Origin of the sequence: Pseudohalioglobus lutimaris (genome assembly GCF_002866825.1) — a bacterium.
Lineage (GTDB): Bacteria > Pseudomonadota > Gammaproteobacteria > Pseudomonadales > Halieaceae > Halioglobus > Halioglobus lutimaris.
Map to the genome: position 1 here is coordinate 1 of NZ_PKUS01000032.1, position 24,952 is coordinate 24,952.

Sequence of the window (24,952 nt, forward strand, 5' to 3'; positions counted from 1 at the left end):
TGCAGGCCCGCTTACAGTTTTCCTTTCAGGGCGTAGAGTGTTTCCAGGGCCTGTCTTGGGCTCAGGTTGTCCACGTCCAGTGCTTCCAACTCGTCTACTACCGGGTGCGGCGCAGGCGCGCTGAACAGGTCGACCTGGGGAGAAGCGGTCTTTTTTGCCTGTGCTGCTGTCGCGGTGACAACGACAGAACCACCCTCAGCGGGTCTTGCGTCTTCGAGCTCCTGCAGCTTTTCGCTGGCTGCCTGCAGCACGGGTGTGGGAATCCCGGCCAGTTTGGCCACCTGCAGCCCGAAGCTGCGGTTGGCCGGGCCCTCCTGAATATGGTGGAGGAATACCACGTGATCCTGATGCTCGGTGGCGTCGAGGTGCACGTTGGCCATGGTGGGGCACAGCTCGGGAAGGGCTGTCAGTTCGAAGTAGTGGGTCGCGAACAGGGTGAAGGCCTGCACCTTCTGCGCCAGTTCTACCGCCGCTGCCCAGGCCAGGCTCAGGCCGTCGAAGGTACTGGTGCCACGACCGACTTCATCCATTAATACCAGTGAACGCGGTGTGGCGTTGTGCAGGATGTTGGCGGTCTCAGTCATTTCCACCATAAAGGTGGAACGGCCTGAGGCGAGGTCATCCGATGAGCCGATGCGGGTAAAAATCCGATCCAGCGGCGCCAGTTTTGTTGCGCTGGCAGGCACGTAACTGCCGATATGTGCGAGCAGGGCGATGACGGCGTTCTGCCGCATATAGGTCGACTTGCCGCCCATGTTAGGCCCGGTAATCAGCAGCATACGCCGTGAGGCGTCGAGCAGTGTGTCGTTGGCGATAAACGGTTCTTCGAGGACCTGCTCCACGACCAGGTGTCGGCCCTGGCTGACTTCAAATACAGTCTCTTCACAAAATTGCGGCCGACACAGGCCAAGGTTGTCGGCTCGTTCTGCCAGGCAGGTCAGCACGTCGATTTCGGAAACAGCGGCTGCTGTGTCCTGCAGGGCAGCCAGGTGTTCGTTCAGTGTTTCGAGCAAGGCGTCATAAAGTGCTTTTTCGCGCGCCAGCGCGCGGCTCTTGCTGGACAGCGCCTTGTCCTCAAACGCCTTCAATTCCGGGGTGATAAAGCGCTCTGCGTTCTTCAGGGTCTGGCGGCGAATATACTCTGTGGGCGCTTTCTCCGATTGAGCGCGGCCAATCTCAATGTAGTAACCGTGCACGCGGTTGTAGCCTACTTTGAGCGTGGAGATGCCGGTGGCTTCACGCTCACGCCGTTCAATCTCCAGCAGGTAGTCGGCGGCGCCGGTACTGAGTTTGCGCAACTCGTCCAGTTCCTCATCATATCCGTCGGCGATAACACCGCCTTCGCGTATCACCACGGGAGGGTTGTCGATTATCGCCCGGTGCAGCAGTTCCACCAGGTTCGGATAATCGTTCGCGAGAGTGCCGAGCTCATCCAGGCGGCGCGCCTCGCAGTGGCCCAGTTCAGCGCGCAGAGGGGGCAGTGCGGCCAGCGAGCTGAGCAGTCGTGACAGGTCCCGCGGGCGTGCGCTGCGCAGTGCGACGCGGGTGAGGATGCGCTCCATGTCGCCTATGGGTTTGAGCGAGGCGCGCACGGGCTCGTAGTGGTAGTTGGTGCACAGCGCACCGATAGCATCCTGACGGGCCTCAAGCGTTGCAATATCGGTCAGGGGACGGTGCAGCCAGCGCCGCAGCAGGCGACTGCCCATTGCGGTCACGCACTTGTCCAGCACAGAGTAGATGGTGTTACTGTCGCCGCCGGCCATGTTCACATCGATTTCCAGGTTACGGCGAGTGGCCGCATCGAGAATAACGCTGGCCTCCCGGCTCTCGTGACTCAGGCTGCGAATGTGCGGCAGGCTGGAGCGTTGCGTGTCCTTCACGTATTGCAGCAGGCAGCCGGCGGCGCCAATGGCGAGGTCCAGACCATCGCAGCCAAAACCCTGTAAATCATGTGTTTGGAACTGCGCATTCAGGGCGCGGCGTGCGCTTTCGCTGTCGAATTCCCATTCGGGCTGGGCGCGAGAGCCTGGACGGCTGGTGATGGCGGTGTGACCGATGGTGTCGCAATACAGGGTTTCAGCAGGGGCAAGACGCTGTAATTCACCACTGAGGGCTTCATCGCCACTCAGCTCCAGCACCCGGAAACGCCCGCTACTCAGGTCGAGGTGGGCGATGCCGTATTGCTCTCCACGCTGGGAAACGGCGAGTAACAGCTTGTCTGTACGCTCGTCCAGCAATGCTTCATCAGACAGCGTGCCCGGGGTAACCACGCGCACCACTGCTCGATCTACGGGCCCCTTGCTGGTGGCCGGGTCACCTATCTGTTCAGCGATAGCCACGGATATACCCGCTTTTACCAGCCTGGCCAGGTAGCCCTCGGCGGCGTGGTAGGGCACGCCGGCCATGGGTATCGGCTCGCCATTGGATTTACCGCGCGCGGTGAGGGTGATATCGAGTACGTCCGCCGCTCGCTTGGCGTCGTCGTAGAACAGTTCGTAGAAATCGCCCATGCGATAGAACACGAGGTCGCGGGGGTGCTCCGCCTTGATGGCCAGGTACTGCGTCATCATTGGGGTGTGGCCGGTTTGCTTGGCTTGTTCAGTTGTCTTCATGGATGTCTTTATGTTCGTGGTACTGCCAGTAAGCGCGTCTGCCGGCGGGTTTGGCGCAGTACAGGGCCGCTGGAGAAGACCGCCAATATTATCACTGAATCAGGGCAAGATGCTCGCCAACCGTTGGTATGGGAGTGGCGCTGGGAATGTCTTGCCTGATCAGTCGCCCTGGGCTCACGAGCTTTACCGCCACTTCAACAGGCCGTAAGCGAATATAGAGGGTCAGGTAGATTGTATCCGGGCGTTGTTTCGATCACAGTGTGCGGCACAATCCGCACCCAACCGATGATGACCATGGACAAAATCGCCTTTTCAGCCGAGCAAAAAGACCGCATGGTGGGCAAAGTCAAAGCCTACGTAAACGAGGAACTGCAGCAGGATATTGGCAGTTTTGAAGCGGAGTTTCTAATCGATTTCTTTGCCCGCGAGTTGGGCGCGTATTTTTACAATCGTGGCCTGCATGACGCCCAGCAGGTGTTTAACGAGAAGGCCGAAGACATCGGCTACCTGATCCAGGAGCTGGAACAGGCGGAAACCTGAGCCCGCAGAAGTGCCGGGCACAATTTCGTCAAAGACTGCGGCTGGGCCAGTGCAGCAGCCAGTGCCCCGGGGGCCGGGGTGAATCCCCGGCCTGGCGCGGCGCTAGCGACGCATGTTGCGCGGTTGACGCTGCATTTGCCGGTGTTGTGTAGGGCGGTTGCGCTCATGTCGCGCACCGTTAGTGCGCGCTCGCCTGGCGCTTTCCATGTCGCGCTGGCGATTGTAGCTCGCAGGCCGTGAAGCGGGCTTCTGTATATCCCGGCTGGCCGGTTTAGCGACATCGCGAGTGGCCGGTTTCTCGCGTTCCCGGGTTGCCGGGCGGTTGAGGTCGGCGTCCTGTTTCCAGCCGCCCTTGTCACGTGTCTGCCACTGATTGTCCTCGTTTCTGACCACGCGACCGTCGCGGTCGGCATAGACATTGTTCTTCAGCTTGTTGTTGGAGGTGGCGCGCTTCAGGTCGCGCTGCACCGCTTGCGGGCTGGCCTTGCGATCACGGTTTTCTGCCCGGTCGTACAGGCTGTCCCGATTCAGGCCGTCGCGGCCGACGTTGAGCTCGTTGCGATTGATCCTGTCGCCTATATCCACGCGATTACCCACGTTGATATTGTTACCGATATTGATGTCCCCGGTATTGATCACCGTGGGGCCACGGTAGCCGCCGCCGTACCATCCGCGATGGTAATTGTTGTAGTAGCCGCCACCCCAGCTGACGCCAAAATTAAAGAAACCGCTGCTCCAGCTCAGGCCGAAGCTCCAGCCCGTCCAGGGGTTGTAACCGACATTGAAGCCCCAGGTGGGTGGGCGTGGGTAGTACCAGGGGCCGGGGTAGGGCCGGTAATACCAGCCAGAACCGTATACAGGTACGCCGTAGTAGGGGAAGGACCAGAGGTATCCCGGGGTGTAGCCCACGTAAACAACCTCCGGAGTGGACTCGTACACGTTCACGTAGGTGGTGTTGTATACGGGTGAACTGGCGGGGATCTTCTTGATTTCGTCGCTGGGAATACTGTCAGCGACTGCCCAGGGGCCGGTGGCTTTGGCTGCGGTGAACCACACGCCGTTATCGACCGCATAGTATTTCCCCTCCACAGCCAGAACCTGGGTGGCGGTATTCACTGCATAGGCGACCTGGGTGCCCGGGATATCCTCGAATTTCGGCTTTCCCTCGTAATTCACGGTCAGGGTGGCGTCGCGACTGATCGCTGCGGTCTGCGGGATCTGTGCGTCGAGCACGGCTTCCTCGGCCTCGGGCGTGCCGGCAACTGAGGTACGCAAGCCGCCAATCTCGGAAGCGGGGGGAATGTTGGCAAACGCCGCGGGCAGGCCATCTGCAGGTACGAAGGTCCAGGGGCCGTTTGTACTCTTGGCGCGAAACCAGCGCCCGGAAAGCAGCAGATACATATTGCCGGTGGGCAGGTCACGCAGCCACGGGGACTCGGTATTGGTGACATAGAGTACCTCGCCGCCCTCCATGGGCTTCCACTCTGGCGCGCCGTCGGTAACGATCAGCTCAGTCGGCTCTGTGGCGACCACAATTTCCGGCGGTGTGGGCCAGTCCCGGGTTTCTGTATCGGGGCCGGGCATGGCTTTCACCAGGTCTGCCGGTGGTGTAGTGGTGGGTGTCCAGGGACCCATGGCAGACTTGGACTGATACCAGAGTTTGCCATTGGTGACGTAGTGTTTGCCGCCCTTGTCGCGCACCACGGCGATAGGTGCATTGATTACACGCTGGTAGCTGCTGTTGTCGATATCGGCGTACTTCGGCTCACCGTCGTAGCTGAGCAGCACTGCCAATTGCTCCCGAAAGACAATTTTCGGCGGATCATTGTTGAGATTCTCCAGGCTCTTTTCCTCCAGCTCGGCCGTGGCCAGGCTGGCCGCGAGTCGCTCTCTGGAAATCTCAAACCCGGCGTCGGGTATCGCTGCTTCAACGATGGCCGTGAAACGCTGCTCACCGGCGTCTTTTGACTCTGGCCAGCGTACTTCGCGGACCTTCAGGTCGCGCACCAGTGCGGTGTCTGCGCTTTGGCCGGTGTCTATACGCGCTTCAAACCAGAAGGTGCCAAAGATCTGCTCGCCGCCATCCCCGGGTACCAGGGCCATCGCTGCGCGGCCGGTGAGTTGATTGCCCTTGAAGGTCTCTGGCTGGGGCTGGTAAACGATGATGGTGCCCTTTTCTGCAACCACTTCCTGTGGCCAGTCCAGCGCCCGGGCGGAGAGTGCGATCAAGGAAAGCGCGGCAAAGCCAAGCGCGATCAGAGCGTGTCGGAAAATATGCAATGTGCCCCCTTGTCCCGCCGCAGCCGCTGTGTGGACTGGCGCAGGCAAGTGCCGGATAGCACCACGCCTGCTGCGGATAGCATTAAGTGAACAAGGATTATAGGTGGGAAGCGCGGACTGTCCAATGGACAGCCTGCAGCAGGCGTCAGCCCTCGAAGGCTTTGCGTGGCTCGGAGACGCCGGGTGCGTCTGAGCCCTTGAGGTAGGCCAGCATTGTGTCCGCGTCGGAGACCTCGAAGGGATCTGTGGGGCAGTTGTCGCCGAAGTCTGCCTCGACGAACATCTTTTCAATCACCCCATCGTCCACCACCATGGAGTAGCGCCATGAGCGCATACCGAAGCCGAGGTTGGACTTGTCCACCAGCATGCCCATCTTGCGGGTGAATTCACCGTTGCCGTCGGGCAGCAGGAAGATCTTTTCGTTGCCGATGCTCTTGCCCCACTGGAACATAACGAAGGCGTCATTCACGGAAACACAGACGATCTCGTCTACGCCCTGGGCCTGGAAGTCCGCATACAGTTCCTCGTAGCGGGGCAGGTGGTTGGATGAGCAGGTGGGGGTGAAGGCGCCGGGCAATGAGAACACCACGACTTTTTTGCCAGCGAAGATATCGTCGGTGGTTTTGTCTTCCCAGCGGAACGGGTTGGGCCCATCCACGGACTCGTCGCGAACGCGGGTCTTGAAGGTAACATTAGGGACTCGTTCAAGCATTGGCATGATGATCTCCTTGTGATCGTCAGTGATTTGTTTATAAATATAGACAATGGCTACTAGCTTATCTAATTAATTATGACTATGTGACGCCCTCGTTTTTTACTATCATCCGGTCACTGGTAGTATGAGTCTCTTTCTACTTCAGGGGAGGGGCATCGCCAGGGAGAACGTGGTGACCTTAACTCACAGGTTTGCTGTTTATGGTTGATATCCGGCCTCTGGACGTCGTTGCGGATTCGCCCTGGTTTACCGGCCTGCCCGGGGATGCTTTGCAGCAACTCGCTGCATCCGCCACTATTCGCCCTTATCCACGGGGCAGTCAGGTCTACAGCGAGGGTCAGGTCACCCAGGAGGTTTTCTGTGTCGTCACCGGTCGCCTGCGCGTCGCCATTTCCAGTAGTGAAGGGCATGACTTTGCGATTATCGATCTCAGTCATGGTTTCTGGTTCGGTGAGCCCGTGTTGGCCAACGATGCGCCGCGCGTCACCTCGGTGCAGGCCATGACCGCGGCAGACGTGCTCGCCATTCCCCGCCAGGTTGTCCTGGAGGTGGCCGATGCCTATCCGTTGATGTACCGCAACCTCTTCCACGATCATGTCGCCGGCACGCGCAAGCTATACGGCCTGCTGGGCGGTATGTTGTTTTACCCACTGCGTGCCCGGGTGGCATCGCGGCTACTGAGTTTTGCCGACGAATTCGGCGTGGCGGACGAGTCGGGCACGCGAATCGATATCAAACTGACCCAGAACGATCTCGCGCGCTTGTCCCTGGGGTCACGTCAGCGTGTGAACAAAGTTTTGCGCACCTTCACTGAACAGGGCCTTATCGAGACCCGTGACGACCGGGTTGTGGTCCGCGACCGGGATGGGCTATTGGCTGAGGTCGAGCCTGGCTAAAGCACCTTCCGTTGCCACAGCTCTGCCCCTCGGTTCCTGTTAGGATGTTGATCAATAAACAATAACAACAACCGGGTAACACCTCTATGACAACACCCAGTGTTAGCCAGGGCGCTGCGCGTTACGGCCTGTTCATGTTGACCCTGGTCTACGCTTTCAACTTCGTAGACCGCCAGATACTGGTGATCCTGCAGGAACCGATCAAGCTGGAAATGGGCTTGTCAGACGCCCAGTTGGGGCTGCTCAGCGGTTTTTCCTTCGCCCTGGTGTACATTACGGCGGGGATTCCCATTGCCTGGTGGGCTGACCGAACCAACCGGCGCAACATAATCGCCGGGGCGCTGACCGTGTGGAGTGGCATGACCGCGCTCTCCGGTCTGGCGCAAAATTACACCCACCTTTTGTTGGCGCGCATTGGTGTGGGTATTGGTGAGGCAGGTGGCAGCCCTCCTGCCCATGCCATGATCAGTGACTACTATCCTGCCCACCAGCGTGGCACGGCCATGGCAATCTATTCCACGGGTGTGCACCTGGGAATTTTGCTGGGATTTATCGTTGGGGGCGTTGTCAGCCAGTACTTCGGCTGGCGTGTCGCCTTCTTTTCGGTAGGCATACCGGGCATCCTGCTGGCATTGGTGTTCTTTTTAACCGTGCAGGAGCCGCCGCGCGGTCGCTGGGAGGGCGCAGTACAACAAGTCCACAAGCCGACCCTGGCCGAGACATTGAAAACACTCTCCGGCTATCGCTCGTTCTGGTACCTGACCCTGGCTACCGGCCTCTCGGCCTTTGCCGGCTATGGCAGCGGTAACTTCGCGCCGTCTTTCCTCATGCGCAACCACGGTTTTACGGTAGGCGAGGTGGGATTGGTCCTGGCTTTCGTCGGTGGATTTGCCGGTATGGTGGGTACCTTTCTCGGTGGTTTTATAGCCGACAGGGTGGGGCATTCGGACCGGCGCTGGTATCTCTGGGTGCCGGCGATTTCCGGCATGCTCGCCATTCCCCTGAGTTTTCCCTACCTGCTGCTGGACAATACCGCCGTCGTGCTCGGCGTGTCGTTCTTTCTGTCTATCGCGATGAATACTTACCTGGGCCCGGCTCTGGCTATTTCCCATGGCATTGTGCCGCCGGCGATGCGCGCACAGACCTCTGCCATCCTGTTCTTTATTCTCAACCTCATTGGCCTGGGACTGGGCCCGCTGACCGCCGGCCTGCTCAGCGATTGGTACCAGCCGCGCTTCGGGGAGGACAGTCTCCGCTACGCCATGCTCACTGTGGCGCTGTTGAGTTCGCCCTCCATTGTCCTGTATTTGCTCGCCGCCCGGCGCCTGCCTGGCGACCTGGCACAAGGCCTGGAGATGTCACCCAGGTGACAGATGTAAGCCTGCGGTGTTGCTAGGATGTTGCTCCCCTTTTCTGTCTACACAGGAGCACGGCATGGCAATGAGAATCGTACCCAAGGACGAACTGGTCAACGAAATCGGCAAGAAGTTCGAACCCGGTAAATGGGTGACGCTGGACCAGCAGCGCATCAACGCATTCGCGGACTGCACAGAAGACCACCAGTTTATTCATATTGACGAAGAGAAAGCTGCCCAGACACCCTTCGGTGGAACCATTGCCCATGGCTTTCTCACCCTGTCCATGTTGGTGAAGATGATCGAGGGTATAGGAATCGCCCCTGAAAACGTGGTCATGGGCATCAACTACGGCTTCGACAAGGTGCGTTTCCTTGCCCCGGTGCGTGCGGGCAAGCGAGTGCGCGTCCACGCGGAAGTGCTGGATGTGACGACCAAGGACGGCAGTCGATTCCTTATCAAGCAGGGTATCTCGGTGGAGATTGAAGGCGAAGAAACCCCGGCATTGGTGGCTGAGTGGTTGTCGATGGTTGTCGCCGGCTGAGAGCAGTGCTTGTGTTACCGCTGCAGCGGTAACCCCCATTTATTGCGTGTTGCGTAGTGCACTTTGTGGAAGTTACGCAGGCATCGCAAATTTGTTTCTACAAGAGGATGAGTAAATCATGTCTATTCGCTATGACGGCAAAGTTGCCATTGTTACCGGCGCGGGCCAGGGTCTGGGTCGCAGTCACGCTATAGAACTGGCCAAGCGGGGTGCCAAAGTCGTGGTCAACGACCTGGGCGGTAACCTCGACGGCTCAGGCGGCGGCTCCGAGGCGGCACTTGCCGTGGTGGCCGAGATCGAGGCCGCTGGCGGTGAAGCCATGGCCAATGGTGCCAACGTCGCTGACTATGGCCAGGTAGAGGCCATGGTGAAGCAGACTGTGGACAAGTGGGGCCGGGTGGACATCCTGGTCAACAATGCCGGCATTTTGCGTGATAAGAGTTTTGCCAAGGGTTCACTGGAGGACTTCCGGCTGGTGTTGGACGTGCACCTGATGGGCACCGTCAACTGCTCCAAGGCATGCTGGGATGTGATGCGCGACCAGGCTTATGGGCGCATTGTGGTGACCACCTCATCGTCCGGTCTCTACGGCAACTTTGGCCAGACTAATTACGGTAGTGCGAAAATGGGCGTGATTGGCCTGATGAACACGCTGGTACAGGAAGGCGCAAAGTACGACATCCGCGTAAACGCGTTGGCGCCAACTGCCGGCACGCGCATGACTGAAGGCCTTATTCCCGAGGAGGCTTTCGCCTTACTAACTCCGGAAACCGTGACACCGGCCGTACTTTACCTGGTGAGCGAGGATGCCCCCAATAAGACCATCATGTGCGCTGGAGCCGGTGCCTATGCTGTGGCCAGGATAGTGGAGACGGATGGGGCATGGCTGCCGCCCGGGGAGCAGACCCCCGAGGGAATTGCCGCTCACTGGGACGCTATTGCATCGGTAGAGGGCGAGCGTCAGCCGGAGGCAGGTTTTGAGCAGACCGTGAAATTCACCGGTAAGGCGATGGAAGGTCTGGGCCTGGTGGACAAGTAAGCCGGCGCCGTCATTTACAACACTTTAGGAGAGACGATTATGAAAGCGCTAGTCTGCAAGGAACTGGGCCTGCCCGACAAACTGGAACTGGTAACGGATTGGTCGGAGCCTGAGCCGGGTGAGCACGATGTCATCGTCGACGTCAAGGCGGCGGGTCTTAACTTCCCCGATGTGCTGATGATTCAGGGCAAGTACCAGCACCAGCCGGAAATGCCGTTTATCCCCGGCGGGGAGTGCGCTGGCGTTGTCAGCGCGGTGGGTAGCAAAGTCTCGCGTTACAAGGTCGGTGACAAGGTGATAGCGGCCGCAGGTGTCGGTGCGTTCAGTGAGAAAGTACTGGCCAACGAATTCGGTGTTTTTCCCATGCCCGAGGCGTTGAGCTTCGAGCAGGCCGCGGGCGTGTGCATCACTTATTTCACCTCATACTACGCACTCAAGCAACGCGCCAACCTGAAAAAGGGCGAAACGCTCCTGGTGCTGGGTGCAGCTGGCGGTGTCGGTTCCACGGCAGTGGAACTGGGTAAGCTGATGGGCGCCAGGGTGATCGCAGCGGCCAGCTCCGCTGAGAAACTGGAGCTGTGCAAGCAGCTGGGTGCCGATGAACTGATCAACTACAGCGAAGTCTCGTTAAAGGACGCGGTGCGCGAACTGACCGACGGTAAGGGCGTCGACGTGGTTTACGACCCGGTTGGCGGCGATTACTCCGAGCCGGCTGTGCGCAGCATGGCGTGGAACGGACGTTTTCTGGTGATTGGTTTTGCCAGTGGCCCGATTCCAGCTATTCCGCTGAATCTGGCGCTGCTCAAGGGCTGCTCCATTGTCGGTGTGTTCTGGGGCCGCTTCTCTGGAGAGGAGACGGAGGTTCAGATGCAGAATGGAGAGGAACTCTGGGCACTGTTCGACGCCGGCAAGTTGAACCCGGTAGTGACAGACTGTTTCCCGCTGGAACAGTATGAGGAAGCCTTCAACTGCCTGATCGACCGCAAGGCCCGCGGCAAGGTGATTCTTACTACCTGATAGCCAACACTCACCGGGCGACCGTCCGCGATCGCCCGGTCGCACTGCTTCATACCCATAGAATGCTGACCTGAGGAGATACCATGCCAGCCCCGCTGCTTGACCGACGCGACCTGAAATTCATGCTCTATGAAGTGTTTGATGTTGAGTCAAGCCTCACGCGGGAACGCTACAGCGATCACAACCGTGAAACCATAGACGCTGCCCTGGACGTGGCGGAAACCATCGCCGAAAAGTACTTTCTGCCGTTCAGGCAAAAGATCGACACCAATCAACCGACTTTCGACGGTGAAAAAGTGCAGATGATTCCCGAGATCAAGCAGGCGCTTGACGCGGTGATTGAAGCGGGTCTTGCCTCTCCGGGCGCGGACTACGAGATGGGCGGCATGCAGCTACCGCCGCTTGCGACCTCTGCCGTTTATGCCTATCTCAACGCCGCGGGCAGTACCACGATGGGCTACATTGGGCTGACCAGTGCCAATGCCAACCTGATAGAGGCGCATGGTACACAGGCGCAAAAAGCAAAGTGGGTAGAGCCACAGCGAAGCGGGCGCTTTGCCGGCACTATGGCCATGAGTGAGCCCGGGGCGGGGTCCAGCCTGGCGGACCTGACCACCACCGCGGTACCACGGGATGATGGTACCTACCAGATAACCGGGAACAAGATCTGGATATCGGGTGGTGACCACGAGCTCAGCGAGAACATCGTTCACCTGGTACTGGCCAGAGTGAAAGGTGCGCCCAGGGGTGTGAAAGGTATTTCCCTGTTTATCGTGCCCAAGTTCCTGGTCAATGATGACGGCAGCCTGGGCGCGCGGAATGACGTGCAACTGGCCGGTCTGTTTCACAAGATGGGGGGACGAGGCCAAACCTCGACGGCGTTGAATTTCGGTGAGAAAGGCGGCGCCATTGGATACCTCGTGGGCGAGGAAAACCGCGGCCTGATGTACATGTTCCACATGATGAATGAAGCGCGGATCATGGTGGGCACCATGGCCGCCTCCACCGCCCTGTGCGGCTATCAGTATTCGCTGGACTACGCCAGGGAGCGGCCCCAGGGGAGACTGCCCTCGGCCAAGGATCCCCTGGCACCACCGGTGAATATTATCGAACACGCCGATGTAAAACGGATGCTGCTGTTGCAAAAAGCCTATGCTGAAGGGGCTTACGCGCTGTGCCTGATGGGCACCCAGCTGGCCGATGATGAGCATACGGCTCCCACGGAAGAGGAGCGAGCTGCGGCGCATGAGCTGCTCGACTTCCTGACGCCGATTATCAAGACCTGGCCCTCGGAATACGGCCCCAAAGCCAATTACCATGCGATACAGGTACTGGGCGGCTCCGGCTACGTCAACGAACACCCGGTAGAGATGATGTATCGCGACAACCGTCTCAATCCCATTCACGAAGGCACCACCGGAATCCAGTCCCTGGACCTGCTGGCGCGCAAAGTGCCGCAGAATAACCTGGCCGGCTATCGCGCCTGCTTGCGGGCCATTGGTGAGAGTATCGCGCAGGCCAAACAGGTAGAAGAGTTGTCTGTGTATGCATATGAGTTGGAGGCTGCGGTGGCGACGGTGAATCAGACTACCGAATTTCTGCTGGCTGCGATGGGAGAGCAGGACATCGACCTGGTGCTAGCCAATTCTGTCAAGTACCTGGACATGTTCGGTCATGTGGTGATCGCCTGGATGTGGCTCAGGCAGGGTCTGGTCGCGTCTGCTGCGCTGGCAGGCCAGCCGCATGACGCGGATGTGGCGTTTTACCGTGGGAAATTGCAGGCCATGCGTTACTTCTTCCGCTATGAACTGCCGGAGATTGGGGCCTGGTCAACGCTGCTGATGAATCTGGACGACACCTGCCTGGGGATGCAGAACGACTGGTTCTGATCCCCTGGCGTGATGCTCACGGCGTGGCGGCAATAAACGTATTCACCACCTCGGCGAGTTTCTCGCCCTGGTCTTCCTGCAGGAAGTGACCACCATTCTCGATGATGGTGTGGGCCTGGCCCTGGCAGCCGGGAATCAGCTTCTGCATGACTGCATCGCCGCCGGCGGTGATCGGGTCCGAGTCGCTGAATGCAGTGAGAAACGGCTTCTGCCATTGCTCCAGGACATCCCAGGCAGCGCGGTTTTTCTCGCTTGCCGGATCGTCGGGAGTGGCCGGCACCAGGGTGGGGAACTGTCGGGCGCCTTCCTTGTAGCTCTCGTCGGGAAAGGGTGCATCGTAACCCCGCAGGGTGTCCGCATCCAGTTCCGTGGTCGTGGCGCCGTCGATGATCTTCGACACCGGAAACTCGGGTACCTGTTGAGAAAAATTGCGCCAGTCGATAAAGGCCTGACCCAGGTCACGATCGCCGGTGGGCAGCATGGTATTCCCGGCGACGACGCGGGCGAATCGGTCAGGGTTTTCCGCAACCAGGCGCAGCCCTATAAGACCGCCCCAGTCCTGGCAGAATAGTGTGATTGCGTTCAGCTCCAGTTGGTCCAATACGGACTGCATCCAGTTCACGTGACGCTGGTAGGTATAGTCCTCGCGTTGGGTGGGCTTGTCTGAGCGTCCGAACCCGACCAGGTCTGGTGCGACCACGCGGTGGCCGGCAGCAAGCAGCCCCGGGATCATCTTTCGATACAGGAAGCTCCACGAGGGCTCCCCGTGCATCAGCAGTACCGGGTCTGCATTGCGGGGGCCCTCATCGAGGTAGTGCACACGCAACTCTCCCCCCTCACCGTCCGCGACCTGCAGGTAGTTGGGTTTGAAGGCATAGCCAGCCAGGTTGTCAAAACGCTCATCAGGCGTTCTCAGGTAATCCATGGTAACTCCTCGAGTCAGGTTCAGGTTGCCGCCCCGGGGTGCAGGGGAATGGACATGGGTAGCATGCTGCCACCAGCATAGCTCATGATTCGACAGTTTGTGGATGTTAGACTGCATGAATTGAACGGGTTGTGCATCGTATTTGCGTATTTTTAAGGAACAGACATGGAAGAGTTGTCCCTTCTGGTTGACCTGCACAAACACCAGCAGCGCCAGGGACCTGGCAGTGAGGAAGTCACCGCCAGGGCAGTTGAGCTCGCCGGTCTGCGCGGCGCTGGCGCTCTGCGGATTGTCGATATCGGCTGTGGCACCGGCGCCGCGAGTCTCCAGCTGGCGAAGATGCAGGACGCCAGTATTACAGCGGTTGACCTGCTCCCCGATTTCATTGAAGTGCTCAGGGACAATGCCGCGAGAGAGGGCTTGTCCGGAAGCATAAAAGCCCTGGTTGGCTCGATGGACAAGCTGCCTTTCGCTGATGGCGAGTTCGACGTGGTCTGGTCTGAGGGCGCTGTTTACAATATCGGTTTTGCTGAGGGCGTACGTCAATGGCGTCGTTTGCTGAGGCCTGGTGGAATACTGCTTGTCTCGGAAATTAGCTGGCTCAGCCTGGAACGGCCCGGTGCAGTGCAGCGCTACTGGGATGCCGCATACCCGGAAATCGCAACGCAGGCTGAAAAAACCGAACAGTTGGAGAACAGTGGCTACGAGGTGATCGATACGTTCACGTTGCCCGAGGCCTGCTGGATGGAAAATTATTACCTGCCTTTGCTGGAGAGCTTTGACGACTTTCTGGCACGCCACCCCGGGGATTCGCAGGCGGCCGCGCTGGTGGAGGCGGAGAAGACTGAGATTGAGCTCTATCGTCAGTACAGCGATTTCTACAGCTACTGCATGTACATCGCCAGGGTAAGGAGGTAGGCATGCGGCAAAAGCAGCTGGTCATTCACGCGGGAAGCCATAAAACGGGCTCTTCGGCCATCCAGCGTTATCTTTTCGAGCATCGCGAGGAACTGGCAGGGGAAGGAGTAAATTACCTGCACCGTGGCAATGCAAATTCTTCGTTGTGGATGCTGCGCGCATTTAAACGCGATCTTGCCCAACTGCCTGCATTCAGTCACCTTGAACTGGACGAGGCGGGTATTGCCCAATTGCGGACGCGCGCGCTACGCCGCCTGGGCAAGCTGGCCCAGGCCAGCGACGCCCCACTCTCAGTGCTGTCTGCCGAGTCCATCGGCTCCTTTACTCTGGAGGAGCTACAAGACCTTTGCGAGGTTACCTGTGCCTTGTATCCGCGAGTAATCATTCATCAGTACTTTCGCCCGATGAAGGCGAGAATGGAGAGCGCATACCAGGAGCGCCTGAAGCATGGCTTCGCCGCCCTGGATAGGAAATTTCACTTTGGCTATAACCGCAGGATAGAGCTGCTGGACGATGTTTTTGGCCGAGACAACGTACAGATACATAAATACGGAAGCGCCGCCTTTCCCGATGGAGACGTGGTGAAGCACTTTCTTGCGGTACTGGATATAGAGCCCTCCGGCGAGATCCCCACCAGGGAAGACAACGCGGGGCTGTCCCTGCCCGCTGCGCGTCTGCTATATGTTTACCGCAAGTTCAATCCCAACCTGATGCCCGGGGACCGCCTCATTGTGAAGGCACTGGCGCAAATGCCGGGAGAGCCTTTTCGCTTTCACAGCAGCCTGTTTGAAACGCTGCTGGCTACAGGCCCCAATGCGGTCACGCTGTTTGAGCGGCGAGTTGGCTTTTCGATTACCGAGGACATCAGTGTTGACGATGATATCGGTATTACCTCTGAACAGGATATGTCTGACGTATCGCAGCATTCGCTGGCGTGGCTACAGGAAAAAGCCATCGACCGCGGTGTTACGGGACGGCGGCCAGCACCTGCTGGCACTGATCTCGAGGCCATCGCTGCCATGGTTGGGTGCCTGGCGCAGTAAACGCTGCCGCAACGGTGCCCTGCCGTGCAATTTTTTGCAGTCTCTCAGGAAGGGGGTGCGTATTGGCGCAGGATCAGAGAATCACCACGTTGGGTAAATTCGATGTGTTTCAGGAATGACATGCCCAGCAGCACTTCCTCGATGCCCATACCCGGGGCAATGCCTGCCTGCACATTGTGGAGCACAATATTGCCCACGGCTACGGAATCCAGGGTCGCGGCGTAGCTTACCGCCGTGCCGTTGGCTGTCTGCGTGCGATAGGCGCGGCCTCTGGCGATACCCAGGCGCTGCGCGACCGCGTCGGGAATGGCGACGCCGGTTGCGCCGGTATCGAGCATGAAGGTAACCGGGTGGCCATTGATTTCACCGCTGGTGACGTAGTGGCCATAGCGATTGCGCTGCAATACTACCTCGCGCACACCCGCCTCGGAGTAGCGGGTTTCCAGTTCGCGGTTGGGGTTGAACTGTCGTTCCAGGGCATCGCTGAAAAATAATGCACCAAGACCCAGCAGGGTGATCCAGGCAAGAACCATCATGCCCAGTCCCATGCGCTTCTGTTCCCTGACCGTTTCCTCGGGTTTCATGATTCAGGCCCGGTGGCTGTTTGGTAACCCGGCCCTAAATGTCGAGGTCGCTGGCGTCATGACGTTCCGGCAGGCGCAATTCCTCTGGTCCCCAGGTGCGGTTGACCCGCTGCCCGCGCTTTACCGCTGGCCGGGCGTTTACATCCGCTGCCCAGCGCAACACGTTTTTGTAGGACTGCACATCGAGGAATTCCTGTGCGTTATAGATCTCCCCTGTCACCAGTTCGCCGTACCAGGGCCAGACCGCCATATCGGCGATGGTATATTCATCGCCGGCAAGCCAGGGCACCTGAGCCAGGCGCTGATCCAGCACGTCCAACTGGCGTTTTACTTCCATGGTGAAGCGATTGATGGGGTACTCCCATCTCTCCGGCGCATAGGCGTAGAAGTGGCCGAAACCGCCGCCCAGGTAAGGCGCGCTGCCCATTTGCCAGAAAAGCCAGGACAAGCACTCTCCCCGGCTTGCGTCGGTGGGCAGGAACGCGCCGAATTTCTCAGCCAGGTACAGGAGTATCGCCCCGGACTCGAATACCCTGGTCGGCGGGTTGGTACTGTGGTCCATCAGCGCGGGAATTTTTGAATTGGGGTTGACCTCGACGAAGCCACTGCTGAACTGATCCCCTTCCATGATGTTTACCAGGTAGGCGTCGTACTCGGCCTCCTTGATACCCAGCGCCAGTAACTCTTCCAGCAGAATGGTGACCTTTACGCCATTGGGTGTGGCCAGTGAATAAAGCTGCAGTGGGTGCTTGCCTACCGGACGTTCTTTTTCGTGCGTGGCACCCGATACCGGCCGGTTGATATTGGAAAAGCGGTTGGTGTTTTCGTCCTGTTCCCATTTCCAGACTGGCGGTGGCGTGTAGGGAGTATCAGTCATGGTCACAGTTCCTTGATGTCATCGAATGAGTTGATCGTGCGTTGCGCGAAACTGGCTTCGCGTCCCTCCATGGCTGACATGACGGCTTCCATCTGGTTGCCTTTAGCAATGATACGGCCCTGCAGTTTCTCTTCCAGGCGCAGACCCTCGGTTTCATCCCCGTGCCAGGCGTTGTCCAGCAGGTACTTGCCCAGGGCAATGGCGTCGGGACTGCGGCTGGCGATATCGCGCGCCATTTCCAGCGCTGCGGCGACAGGGTCGTCCTCCAACCGGGTGACCAGGCCCAGCGCCAGTGCTTCCTCCGCTTCTACCACACGGCCGGTGAAGGTGAGTTCCTTGGCCACATCCAGTCGCACCAGGTCACGCAGGGTTTGCGATGCTGACATATCGGGGATCAGTCCCCACTTTATTTCCATTACTGAGAGTTTGGTATTGGGTTGCGCCAGGCGGATGTCGGCCCCCATTGCGATTTGCAGGCCACCGCCGTAGGCGACGCCGTGCAGGGCGCAAATCACCGGCACCGGCACTGCCTTCCAGACATAAGCCGGTTGCTGGTAGTAGTTGGGCCAGAAGCCGCCGCGGCCCTCGCCAAAGAAGTCACCATCCAGGCCACCGCCGGCGAAGTTCTCCAGGTCCAGGCCGGCGCAGAAGCCGCGGCCTTCACCGGACAACACCACGGCGCGGATGTCCTTGTTGGCGGCGACAGATTTGCCTGCAGCGATAATCGCGTCGAACATGCCCCAACTCAGGGCGTTCATTTTTTCCGCGCGGTTCAAACGGACGTGGGCAACATGGTCCTGGATGTCGATGGTGACCAATTCAGGCATAAGTGTTCTCCAGGGAAATAGGTGAGGGGCGTAAGTATAACCATAAAATGCCGGTGTTATCAGCGCTCACGCTACGGCAATGACCCCGAGGGCGCCTCCCGCTGTTCTCGGCGAAAAGGATGCGGGCGGGGTAGTGGATGTGGGTGCGGGCGCGGGTGTCAAACTACGCTGACGAACGAGCGAGGATGCGCCATACTGCTTACTGTAGAAGCATGTGGGGGATCAACGCTTGGACCCGGAAAGACGTTTAGCGCAACTGCTTTGTCAGTACCAGGACATCCCGGGGGGGGTGTTGCCATTGCTGCAAGCTGTGCAGGAGGACTTTGGCTATATCCCGGGCGAAGCGGTTCCCGGTATTGCCGGGGTGATGAACCTGTCTGCCGCCGAGGTGCATGGGGTGATCAGCTTCTATCATGACCTGAAAACCGAGCCTGGTGGGCGCCACACCCTGCAGGTATGTCGCGCCGAATCCTGTCAGGCTGTTGGTGGCAGAGAACTGGAACGCCGGGCGCGTGAACTCTTGGGTGTTGATTTTGGCGAGACCACTGCTGACGGCGCGGTAACGCTTGAGGCGGTGTACTGCCTGGGCAATTGTGCCTGCTCGCCCTCGGTTCGCGTCGATAATGAGACCTGGGCCAGAGTCGACGCAACGAAACTGGACTCGATTATTGCCGGGTTGCGCGGCAACGGGCCTGTAGCATGAGTACGCGTTACTTTGTACCTCGGGATACCACCGCACTGGCTGTCGGGGCCGAGAGTGTGGCCCGGGCACTGGCAGCGGTGTTGCAGGGCCGTGATGATGTCACACTGGTGCGCAACGGATCGCGCGGTGCGTTCTGGCTGGAGCCGTTGCTGGAGATAGAGCGTGACGGTCAACGCGTCGGGTTCGGCCCGGTTTCCGCCGCTGAAGTGCCAGGCATTGTCGAACTCGACACGCAGGCATGGGCAAGCCATCCACTTTGTCTGGGTGATCTGCAGGAGCACCCCTGGTTTGCCGGTCAGCAGCGCCTGACCTTTGCCCGCGCGGGGCTCGACGACCCACTGTGCCTGGAGTCCTACCTTGCTCGCCATGGTTTCGATGGTCTTGAGCACGCTGTACACCTGCCTGCTGAAGATATCGTCGATGAAATTACCCGCTCAGGCCTGCGCGGTCGCGGCGGCGCCGCGTTTCCCGCGGGCGTTAAGTGGCAGACCGTACTGGCCGCGCAGGGCGATGAAAAATACATTGTTTGCAATGCCGATGAAGGTGACTCAGGGACCTTTGCCGACCGTCTGTTGATGGAGGCCGATCCGTACCAATTGATCGAGGGCATAGTCATCGCCGGTCTGGCGGTGGGTGCGCAGCGCGGTTTTATCTACCTTCGCTCGGAGTATCCGCGGGCCTGGGAGGTGATGCATACAGCGATTGCCAAGGCAGAGGCAGCGGGCTACCTGGGCGAAAGTGTCTGTGACACTGACCACCGCTTCCAACTTGAGCTGCGCCTGGGCGCCGGCGCCTATATCTGTGGCGAAGAGACCGCGCTGCTGGAGAGTCTGGAGGGTCGTCGTGGGCTGGTGCGCGCCAAACCGCCGTTGCCCGCCCATGAGGGACTCTTCGGCCAGCCCACGGTCGTTAACAATGTGCTTACACTGGCGGCAGCGGCCAGTATTATGGCCGACGGCGCCCAGGCCTACGCCGCCCTGGGTGAAGGGCGTTCGCGGGGCACGCTGACCCTGCAACTGGCGGGCAATATAAGCCGGGGCGGCCTGGTGGAGATTCCCTACGGACTGAGTTTGCGCCAGGTCGTCGAACAGTTCGGCGGCGGCACTCGTTCCGGGCGCCCCATGCGCGCGATGCAGGTAGGTGGGCCGCTGGGCGCTTACCTTCCCGAACCCCTGTGGGATACGCCGCTGGATTACGAGGCCTTTGCCGCGATGGGCGGCATGTTGGGGCATGGCGGGGTGGTTGTGTTCGACGACACCGTGGACATGGCAGCCCAGGCACGCTTCGCCATGGCATTCTGTGCTGCTGAATCCTGCGGTAAGTGCACACCATGTCGGGTGGGCTCGGTGCGCGGTCTGGAGGTGATTGACAAGATCATCGCCAGGGATGATACGGATACGCAGCTGGCGCTGCTTAACGACCTTTGCGACACCATGGAATCGGCGTCCCTGTGCGCTATGGGCGGGCTTACTCCGCTCCCCGTGCGCAGCGCCCTGCAGTACTTTCCCGAAGATTTTCACTGAGGCGGCTCGCTTATGCTGCAGTACTACGAACCACAGAAGGATTTCGGCACGCCGGCGGTGCAGTCGGAATCGTCGGTTAACCTGATAGTAGACGGCGTTGCAATGTCTGTCCCCGCTGGCACCTCGGTGATGCGTGCTGCGGCCCTGGCCGGCATCAAGGTTCCCCGGCTCTGTGCGACCGACTCTCTGGATACCTTCGGCTCCTGTCGCGTCTGCCTGGTTGAGATTGCCGGTCGCAAAGGCTACCCCGCATCCTGCACGACACCGGTGGAAGAGGGTATGCAGGTGGAAACCCAGACGCCGGCCCTGGCCAGTTTGCGCCGGGGCGTGATGGAGCTGTATATCTCCGACCACCCGCTGGACTGCCTCACCTGCCCCACAAACGGTGACTGTGAACTGCAGGATACGGCAGGTGAAGTGGGCCTGCGTGATGTGCGCTATGGTTTCGCCGGCGCCAATCACCTGGATGCAGAGAAGGATGAGAGCAACCCTTACTTCACCTTCGACCCGTCCAAATGCATTGTCTGCTCGCGCTGCGTGCGCGCCTGCGAGGAAATCCAGGGCACCTTTGCGCTGACCATTGAAGGGCGCGGCTTCGATTCAAAAGTGAGTGCCGGCGGCAAGGATTTCATTGACTCGGAGTGTGTCTCCTGTGGTGCCTGCGTCGACGCATGTCCCACCGCCACGCTGACCGAGAACAGCATTATTGCCACGGGCATCCCCGGACACACCGAGATCACCACCTGTGCCTACTGCGGTGTCGGCTGCGGCTTTCGAGCGGAGATGCGTGGCAACACGGTGGTGCGTATGACACCGTGGAAAGACGGCAAGGCCAACGAGGGCCACGCCTGCGTAAAAGGGCGCTTCGCTTTTGGTTATGCCACTCATCCTGATCGCATCACTACACCAATGATAAGAGACAGCATTGACCAGCCCTGGCGCGTGGTCAGTTGGGATGAGGCGGTTACCTTTGCTGCGCAACGTTTTCGCCAGATTCAGTCTGAATACGGGCGCAACAGTATTGGCGCGATCAGTTCGAGCCGCTGTACCAATGAAGAGGTCTACCTGGTACAGAAACTAGTACGCGCGGGCTTTGGCAACAACAATATAGATACCTGTGCCCGGGTGTGTCACTCGCCCACGGGCTACGGATTAAAAACCACGCTGGGTGAATCCGCCGGTACACAGACATTTGCTTCAGTTGATGAAGCCGACGTAATCCTGGTGATGGGTGCCAATCCTACCGAGGCGCATCCGGTGTTTGGTTCGCGATTGAAGCGACGTCTGCGTCAGGGTGCGCAACTGATTGTGATAGATCCACGCAAGATTGAGTTGGTTGATGCGCCGCATATACGTGCAGACTATCATTTGCCGGTCAATCCAGGCGCTAATGTGGCAGTGCTCAACGCACTGGCGCACGTGATTCTGACCGAAAACCTGCAGGACCAGGCGTTTATTGACCAGCGTTGCGAGGCCGATGCATTCAAGGAATGGTGTGAGTTTATTCGCGCCGCGCACAACTCCCCCGAAGCGCTGGCGGATGCAACGGGAGTTGATCCGCAAGCCTTGCGCGCGGCGGCGCGACTCTACGCGAACGCTGGAAATGCCGCGATCTACTATGGCCTTGGCGTAACCGAGCACAGCCAGGGATCTACCGCCGTGATGGGTATCGCCAACCTCGCCATGCTCACCGGTAATCTCGGTAGGGAAGGCGTGGGCGTCAACCCCCTGCGCGGGCAGAACAACGTACAGGGTGCCTGTGACATGGGCTCCTTTCCCCACGAGCTGCCCGGCTACCGTCACCTCATGGATGCCGCAACGCGGGCCATATTTGAGGATGACTGGCATGTAGAATTGGACCCTGAGCCAGGCATGCGCATACCCAACATGTTTGACGCCGCGGTGGACGGCGAATTTCGCGGGCTGTACTGCCAGGGCGAGGACGTGGCCCAGTCCGACCCGAATACACAGCACGTCCAGGCGGCCCTGCGCTCGCTGGATTGCCTGGTGGTACAAGATATTTTCCTCAATGAGACCGCCAAGTTCGCCCACGTATTTCTGCCGGGCGCGTCCTTTCTCGAAAAAGACGGCACCTTCATCAATGCGGAACGTCGTATTTCCCGGGTGCGTAAGGTGATGCCATCGCTCTCCGGTAAAGCTGACTGGGAGGCCACGCTGGCCTTTGCTAACGCCCTGGGTTGCGAGATGTCCTATGAGCATCCTGCACAGATCATGGATGAGATCGCCCGGCTCACGCCCGCCTTTGCCGGTGTCAGTTATGCATTGCTGGACGAGCAGGGCAGCGTGCAATGGCCCTGTAATGCCAGTTCTCCCAAAGGGACGCCCACCATGCACGTGGACAGCTTTGTGCGCGGGCAGGGGTATTTCGCGGTCACGGAATATGTGCCCACGGACGAACGCGCCAACCGGCGTTTTCCGCTGCTGCTAACCACCGGTCGCATCCTCAGCCAATACAATGTTGGCGCCCAGACGCGGCGTACGGATAATACGCTGTGGCATCAGGAGGACCTGCTGGAGATTCACGCCCACGATGCGCAGGAGCGCGGTATTGATGACGGTGACTGGGTGGGTATACAGAGCCGCACGGGCAGCACGGTGTTGCGCGCTGCAATTTCATCCAGGGTTAAACCCGGTGTGGTCTATACCACCTTCCATCACCCGTTATCCGGCACCAATGTGGTGACCACGGAAAACTCCGACTGGGCAACAAACTGCCCCGAGTACAAGGTCACTGCGGTGCAGGCCAGCAAAGTCAGTGAGCCCTCCGCCTGGCAGGCCCGACAGCAGCAGTTTGATCAACGCCAGCGGCAATTGTTGTCCGGGGCGACGGTGGATGGTTGAACGCACCGTTACGGTCTCCCGCCGCGTCTGGTGCTCAGGCGAGCAGACACAGGACCGCGACAGCGTGGTTGTGGAGGTCCCCGTGGCACTGGTCTATAACGGCCTATCGCACGCGGTGATGATGGCGACGCCTGCTGACCTCGAGGACCTCGCTCTCGGTTTCAGCCTGTCCGAGGGTCTGCTTCGGGAGCCGGGCCAGCTGCTGGGTATGGAAGTGCTCGTGCGCGAACAGGGTATTGAAGTTGCGATGGAAATTACCGGTGAGCCTTTTGCTGCATTGAAGCAACGTCGGCGTAATCTCACCGGGCGCAGCGGCTGCGGCCTATGTGGGGTGGCATCACTGGAGCAGGCCGTACCGGCCCCCGTGCAGGTAACTGCCGGGGTCAGGATGAGCCACGGATCTTTGCAGAGGGCGTTGACAGGCCTGGCGCAGGTGCAGGAGTTGAAGCAACTGACCGGCGGCGTGCACGGCGCTGCCTGGTGCAATGCGCAGGGCGAGATCCTGCTGTTGCGCGAGGATGTGGGCCGACACAATGCCCTGGATAAGTTGCTGGGTGCCCTGGCGGGCGTCGTTCCAGAGCCCGGCTTTGTGTTGCTGACCAGTCGAATCGGCTACGAAATGGTGGCCAAGGCTGCAGCCTGCAATGTGCCGGTACTGGCCGCGGTGTCTGCGCCTACATCGCTGGCGGTAGAGCAGGCAGTTTCTGCAGGTATAACCCTGGTAGGCTTTGTGCAGCCCGGCAGGCAGGTCGTGTATACCGGTGAGCAGCGAATTCAATAGCGAGGTAAAGATGACGAGGCGGCAAAGTGAGCAGAGTGAGCACCTGGTGAAGATGGCCAACCAGATTGCGTTGAACTTCGGTGAGCAACGTGATCTAAAGCAGGCAGCGCAGCACACCGGCGAGCACTTGGACAGGTTCTGGACCCGCGCCATGCGCGAGCAATTGTCGGCCTATGCCGCCTCGGGGGGAGCGCAATTGTCTCCCGCGGTACGACTGCTGTTTTCCGTGGAATGAAATGAGCGATGGAGCACAAACCTATGACCACTGATTTTACCCGGGCCTATGTCGCCTGCCTTGCTATCGCATTGCTTCTGCTTTCGCCGCTGCGTGTCAGCGCAGAGGAACCGCAGCCGCAGCTTCGCGTCAGTGGCCAGGCCGAACGCGCCATGGCGGCGGATATGGCTGTACTGCAGCTGACGGTTACCCGGGAAGCGGAGACCGCCAGGGCCGCCCTGGACGCGAACTCCGCGGCGATGGCCGAGGTAATCAAGGCGATGGGTGAAGCGGGTATCGACCAGCGTGACCTGCAGACGGCAAACTTCTCCATACAGCCTCGCTATATCTACCCCAAGCCACGCAACGAGCAGCCGCCGAAAATCGTCGGCTACACCGTGCGTAACAGTCTCACGGTGCGCGTACGCGAGTTAGCCAGGCTGGGTAGCCTGCTGGACCAATCCGTGAGTCTTGGTGTCAATGAGGGTGGTAGTGTGAGCTTCACCAACGACGACCCGAGTGAGGTGCTGGCCGCGGCACGGACCGCCGCCGTCCAGGATGCCCTGGCCAGGGCTGAGACGCTGGCGCGGGCGGCCGGTGTGAAACTTGGCGAGATTCTGGAAATTTCCGAGCAAACCCAAAATCCGCAGCCGCGGCCCTACAGGGCGGAGCGTGCCATGATGGCCGATGCCGCGGCCGGCGCCGTGCCGGTGGCCGCGGGTGAGAACAGCTACCGGGTTGTGGTGCATATCAGTATCGCAATTGATCAATAGTCGCTAATTCGATCCAGATCAATAACAATGGCTGC

General features: G+C 59.6%; 22 protein-coding genes. 15 read left to right on the plus strand and 7 right to left on the minus strand.

What is annotated here, in order from left to right; all coding sequences use genetic code 11:
- Nucleotides 1-11 precede the first annotated feature (11 nt).
- Nucleotides 12-2,612, minus strand: a complete 2,601-nt coding sequence (gene mutS, locus C0039_RS17570; RefSeq protein ID WP_243391653.1) for a DNA mismatch repair protein MutS — start codon at nt 2,610-2,612, stop codon at nt 12-14.
- Between the two features lie 294 nt (nt 2,613-2,906).
- On the opposite strand from mutS, the gene C0039_RS17575 reads away from it, so the two are divergent.
- Nucleotides 2,907-3,152, plus strand: coding sequence for a DUF2164 domain-containing protein (locus C0039_RS17575; protein ID WP_101518841.1), 246 nt, complete (start codon nt 2,907-2,909; stop codon nt 3,150-3,152).
- 102 nt (nt 3,153-3,254) lie between these two features.
- On the opposite strand, the gene C0039_RS17580 is transcribed toward C0039_RS17575, so the two are convergent.
- Nucleotides 3,255-5,432: a carbohydrate-binding family V/XII gene (locus C0039_RS17580; protein WP_243391654.1), complete on the minus strand. Its 2,178-nt coding sequence runs from the start codon at nt 5,430-5,432 to the stop codon at nt 3,255-3,257.
- A 145-nt stretch (nt 5,433-5,577) separates the two neighbouring features.
- Nucleotides 5,578-6,144, minus strand: a complete 567-nt coding sequence (locus tag C0039_RS17585) for a peroxiredoxin (protein ID WP_198171984.1) — start codon at nt 6,142-6,144, stop codon at nt 5,578-5,580.
- 203 nt (nt 6,145-6,347) lie between these two features.
- Between C0039_RS17585 and C0039_RS17590 the strand changes: the two genes are divergently transcribed.
- The 6 genes from C0039_RS17590 to C0039_RS17615 all read left to right on the plus strand — a co-directional run bounded on the left by C0039_RS17590 (nt 6,348) and on the right by C0039_RS17615 (nt 12,887).
- Nucleotides 6,348-7,043: a Crp/Fnr family transcriptional regulator gene (locus tag C0039_RS17590; RefSeq protein WP_076000735.1), complete on the plus strand. Its 696-nt coding sequence runs from the start codon at nt 6,348-6,350 to the stop codon at nt 7,041-7,043.
- An 86-nt stretch (nt 7,044-7,129) separates the two neighbouring features.
- Entirely contained in the window at nt 7,130-8,413 is a 1,284-nt protein-coding gene (locus C0039_RS17595) for a spinster family MFS transporter (RefSeq protein WP_076000736.1), read from the plus strand.
- Nucleotides 8,414-8,477: 64 nt separating this feature from the next.
- The gene (locus C0039_RS17600; protein WP_076000737.1) at nt 8,478-8,942 is read left to right on the plus strand and encodes a MaoC family dehydratase; all 465 of its coding nucleotides are present in this window, start codon (nt 8,478-8,480) and stop codon (nt 8,940-8,942) included.
- Between the two features lie 118 nt (nt 8,943-9,060).
- Nucleotides 9,061-9,981, plus strand: a complete 921-nt coding sequence (locus C0039_RS17605) for an SDR family NAD(P)-dependent oxidoreductase (protein WP_101518811.1) — start codon at nt 9,061-9,063, stop codon at nt 9,979-9,981.
- A 39-nt stretch (nt 9,982-10,020) separates the two neighbouring features.
- Nucleotides 10,021-10,998: an NADPH:quinone oxidoreductase family protein gene (locus tag C0039_RS17610; RefSeq protein ID WP_101518812.1), complete on the plus strand. Its 978-nt coding sequence runs from the start codon at nt 10,021-10,023 to the stop codon at nt 10,996-10,998.
- An 83-nt stretch (nt 10,999-11,081) separates the two neighbouring features.
- Nucleotides 11,082-12,887 (plus strand): acyl-CoA dehydrogenase, encoded by a 1,806-nt coding sequence (locus C0039_RS17615; RefSeq protein WP_101518813.1) that lies wholly within the window; start codon nt 11,082-11,084, stop codon nt 12,885-12,887.
- A gap of 16 nt (nt 12,888-12,903) precedes the next feature.
- Here C0039_RS17615 and C0039_RS17620 read toward each other — a convergent pair whose 3' ends face one another.
- Entirely contained in the window at nt 12,904-13,812 is a 909-nt protein-coding gene (locus C0039_RS17620; RefSeq protein ID WP_101518814.1) for a haloalkane dehalogenase, read from the minus strand.
- Between the two features lie 165 nt (nt 13,813-13,977).
- Between C0039_RS17620 and C0039_RS17625 the strand changes: the two genes are divergently transcribed.
- Both C0039_RS17625 and C0039_RS17630 read left to right on the plus strand, forming a co-directional pair.
- Nucleotides 13,978-14,730, plus strand: a complete 753-nt coding sequence (locus C0039_RS17625; protein WP_101518815.1) for a class I SAM-dependent methyltransferase — start codon at nt 13,978-13,980, stop codon at nt 14,728-14,730.
- A 2-nt stretch (nt 14,731-14,732) separates the two neighbouring features.
- Nucleotides 14,733-15,773 carry a hypothetical protein gene (locus tag C0039_RS17630; protein ID WP_101518816.1) on the plus strand — a complete coding sequence of 347 codons (1,041 nt, stop codon included), beginning with the start codon at nt 14,733-14,735 and terminating at the stop codon, nt 15,771-15,773.
- A 44-nt stretch (nt 15,774-15,817) separates the two neighbouring features.
- On the opposite strand, the gene C0039_RS17635 is transcribed toward C0039_RS17630, so the two are convergent.
- The 3 genes from C0039_RS17635 to C0039_RS17645 are packed head-to-tail and all read right to left on the minus strand — an operon-like array spanning nt 15,818 to nt 18,061.
- Nucleotides 15,818-16,357: a retropepsin-like aspartic protease family protein gene (locus C0039_RS17635; protein WP_084179707.1), complete on the minus strand. Its 540-nt coding sequence runs from the start codon at nt 16,355-16,357 to the stop codon at nt 15,818-15,820.
- A 34-nt stretch (nt 16,358-16,391) separates the two neighbouring features.
- Entirely contained in the window at nt 16,392-17,234 is an 843-nt protein-coding gene (gene yghU / locus C0039_RS17640; protein WP_076000744.1) for a glutathione-dependent disulfide-bond oxidoreductase, read from the minus strand.
- 2 nt (nt 17,235-17,236) lie between these two features.
- Complete coding sequence (locus C0039_RS17645; protein WP_076000745.1) at nt 17,237-18,061, minus strand: crotonase/enoyl-CoA hydratase family protein; 825 nt, start codon at nt 18,059-18,061, stop codon at nt 17,237-17,239.
- Between the two features lie 229 nt (nt 18,062-18,290).
- On the opposite strand from C0039_RS17645, the gene C0039_RS17650 reads away from it, so the two are divergent.
- From C0039_RS17650 to C0039_RS17675, 6 genes are read left to right on the plus strand one after another with little or no spacing between them, the layout of a single operon-like run.
- Entirely contained in the window at nt 18,291-18,764 is a 474-nt protein-coding gene (locus C0039_RS17650) for a formate dehydrogenase subunit gamma (RefSeq protein WP_076002337.1), read from the plus strand.
- On the plus strand, nt 18,761-20,287 hold the full coding sequence (locus C0039_RS17655; protein ID WP_076000746.1) for a formate dehydrogenase beta subunit: 1,527 nt from the start codon (nt 18,761-18,763) through the stop codon (nt 20,285-20,287). Before C0039_RS17650 ends, C0039_RS17655 begins: the two co-directional genes overlap by 4 nt.
- Before the next feature lie 12 nt (nt 20,288-20,299).
- Nucleotides 20,300-23,149 carry a formate dehydrogenase subunit alpha gene (gene fdhF / locus C0039_RS17660; protein WP_101518817.1) on the plus strand — a complete coding sequence of 950 codons (2,850 nt, stop codon included), beginning with the start codon at nt 20,300-20,302 and terminating at the stop codon, nt 23,147-23,149.
- Complete coding sequence (fdhD, locus tag C0039_RS17665) at nt 23,142-23,930, plus strand: formate dehydrogenase accessory sulfurtransferase FdhD (protein WP_076000747.1); 789 nt, start codon at nt 23,142-23,144, stop codon at nt 23,928-23,930. The genes fdhF and fdhD overlap by 8 nt, the downstream gene beginning before the upstream one ends.
- Before the next feature lie 10 nt (nt 23,931-23,940).
- Complete coding sequence (locus tag C0039_RS17670) at nt 23,941-24,165, plus strand: formate dehydrogenase subunit delta (protein WP_076002338.1); 225 nt, start codon at nt 23,941-23,943, stop codon at nt 24,163-24,165.
- 23 nt (nt 24,166-24,188) lie between these two features.
- Nucleotides 24,189-24,917 (plus strand): SIMPL domain-containing protein, encoded by a 729-nt coding sequence (locus tag C0039_RS17675; RefSeq protein WP_076002339.1) that lies wholly within the window; start codon nt 24,189-24,191, stop codon nt 24,915-24,917.
- The last annotated feature ends 35 nt before the right edge of the window (nt 24,918-24,952 follow it).

Coding starts and splice junctions, on each gene's coding strand:
- C0039_RS17595 (WP_076000736.1), top strand. CDS start 7,130: ATGACAACACCCAGTGTTAGCCAGGGCGCTGCGCGTTACGGCCTGTTC.
- mutS (WP_243391653.1), bottom strand. CDS start 2,612: ATGAAGACAACTGAACAAGCCAAGCAAACCGGCCACACCCCAATGATG.
- C0039_RS17590 (WP_076000735.1), top strand. CDS start 6,348: ATGGTTGATATCCGGCCTCTGGACGTCGTTGCGGATTCGCCCTGGTTT.
- C0039_RS17585 (WP_198171984.1), bottom strand. CDS start 6,144: ATGCTTGAACGAGTCCCTAATGTTACCTTCAAGACCCGCGTTCGCGAC.
- C0039_RS17620 (WP_101518814.1), bottom strand. CDS start 13,812: ATGGATTACCTGAGAACGCCTGATGAGCGTTTTGACAACCTGGCTGGC.
- fdhF (WP_101518817.1), top strand. CDS start 20,300: ATGCTGCAGTACTACGAACCACAGAAGGATTTCGGCACGCCGGCGGTG.
- fdhD (WP_076000747.1), top strand. CDS start 23,142: ATGGTTGAACGCACCGTTACGGTCTCCCGCCGCGTCTGGTGCTCAGGC.
- C0039_RS17610 (WP_101518812.1), top strand. CDS start 10,021: ATGAAAGCGCTAGTCTGCAAGGAACTGGGCCTGCCCGACAAACTGGAA.
- C0039_RS17670 (WP_076002338.1), top strand. CDS start 23,941: ATGACGAGGCGGCAAAGTGAGCAGAGTGAGCACCTGGTGAAGATGGCC.
- C0039_RS17615 (WP_101518813.1), top strand. CDS start 11,082: ATGCCAGCCCCGCTGCTTGACCGACGCGACCTGAAATTCATGCTCTAT.
- C0039_RS17575 (WP_101518841.1), top strand. CDS start 2,907: ATGGACAAAATCGCCTTTTCAGCCGAGCAAAAAGACCGCATGGTGGGC.
- yghU (WP_076000744.1), bottom strand. CDS start 17,234: ATGACTGATACTCCCTACACGCCACCGCCAGTCTGGAAATGGGAACAG.
- C0039_RS17625 (WP_101518815.1), top strand. CDS start 13,978: ATGGAAGAGTTGTCCCTTCTGGTTGACCTGCACAAACACCAGCAGCGC.
- C0039_RS17605 (WP_101518811.1), top strand. CDS start 9,061: ATGTCTATTCGCTATGACGGCAAAGTTGCCATTGTTACCGGCGCGGGC.
- C0039_RS17655 (WP_076000746.1), top strand. CDS start 18,761: ATGAGTACGCGTTACTTTGTACCTCGGGATACCACCGCACTGGCTGTC.
- C0039_RS17635 (WP_084179707.1), bottom strand. CDS start 16,357: ATGAAACCCGAGGAAACGGTCAGGGAACAGAAGCGCATGGGACTGGGC.
- C0039_RS17675 (WP_076002339.1), top strand. CDS start 24,189: ATGACCACTGATTTTACCCGGGCCTATGTCGCCTGCCTTGCTATCGCA.
- C0039_RS17645 (WP_076000745.1), bottom strand. CDS start 18,061: ATGCCTGAATTGGTCACCATCGACATCCAGGACCATGTTGCCCACGTC.
- C0039_RS17630 (WP_101518816.1), top strand. CDS start 14,733: ATGCGGCAAAAGCAGCTGGTCATTCACGCGGGAAGCCATAAAACGGGC.
- C0039_RS17600 (WP_076000737.1), top strand. CDS start 8,478: ATGGCAATGAGAATCGTACCCAAGGACGAACTGGTCAACGAAATCGGC.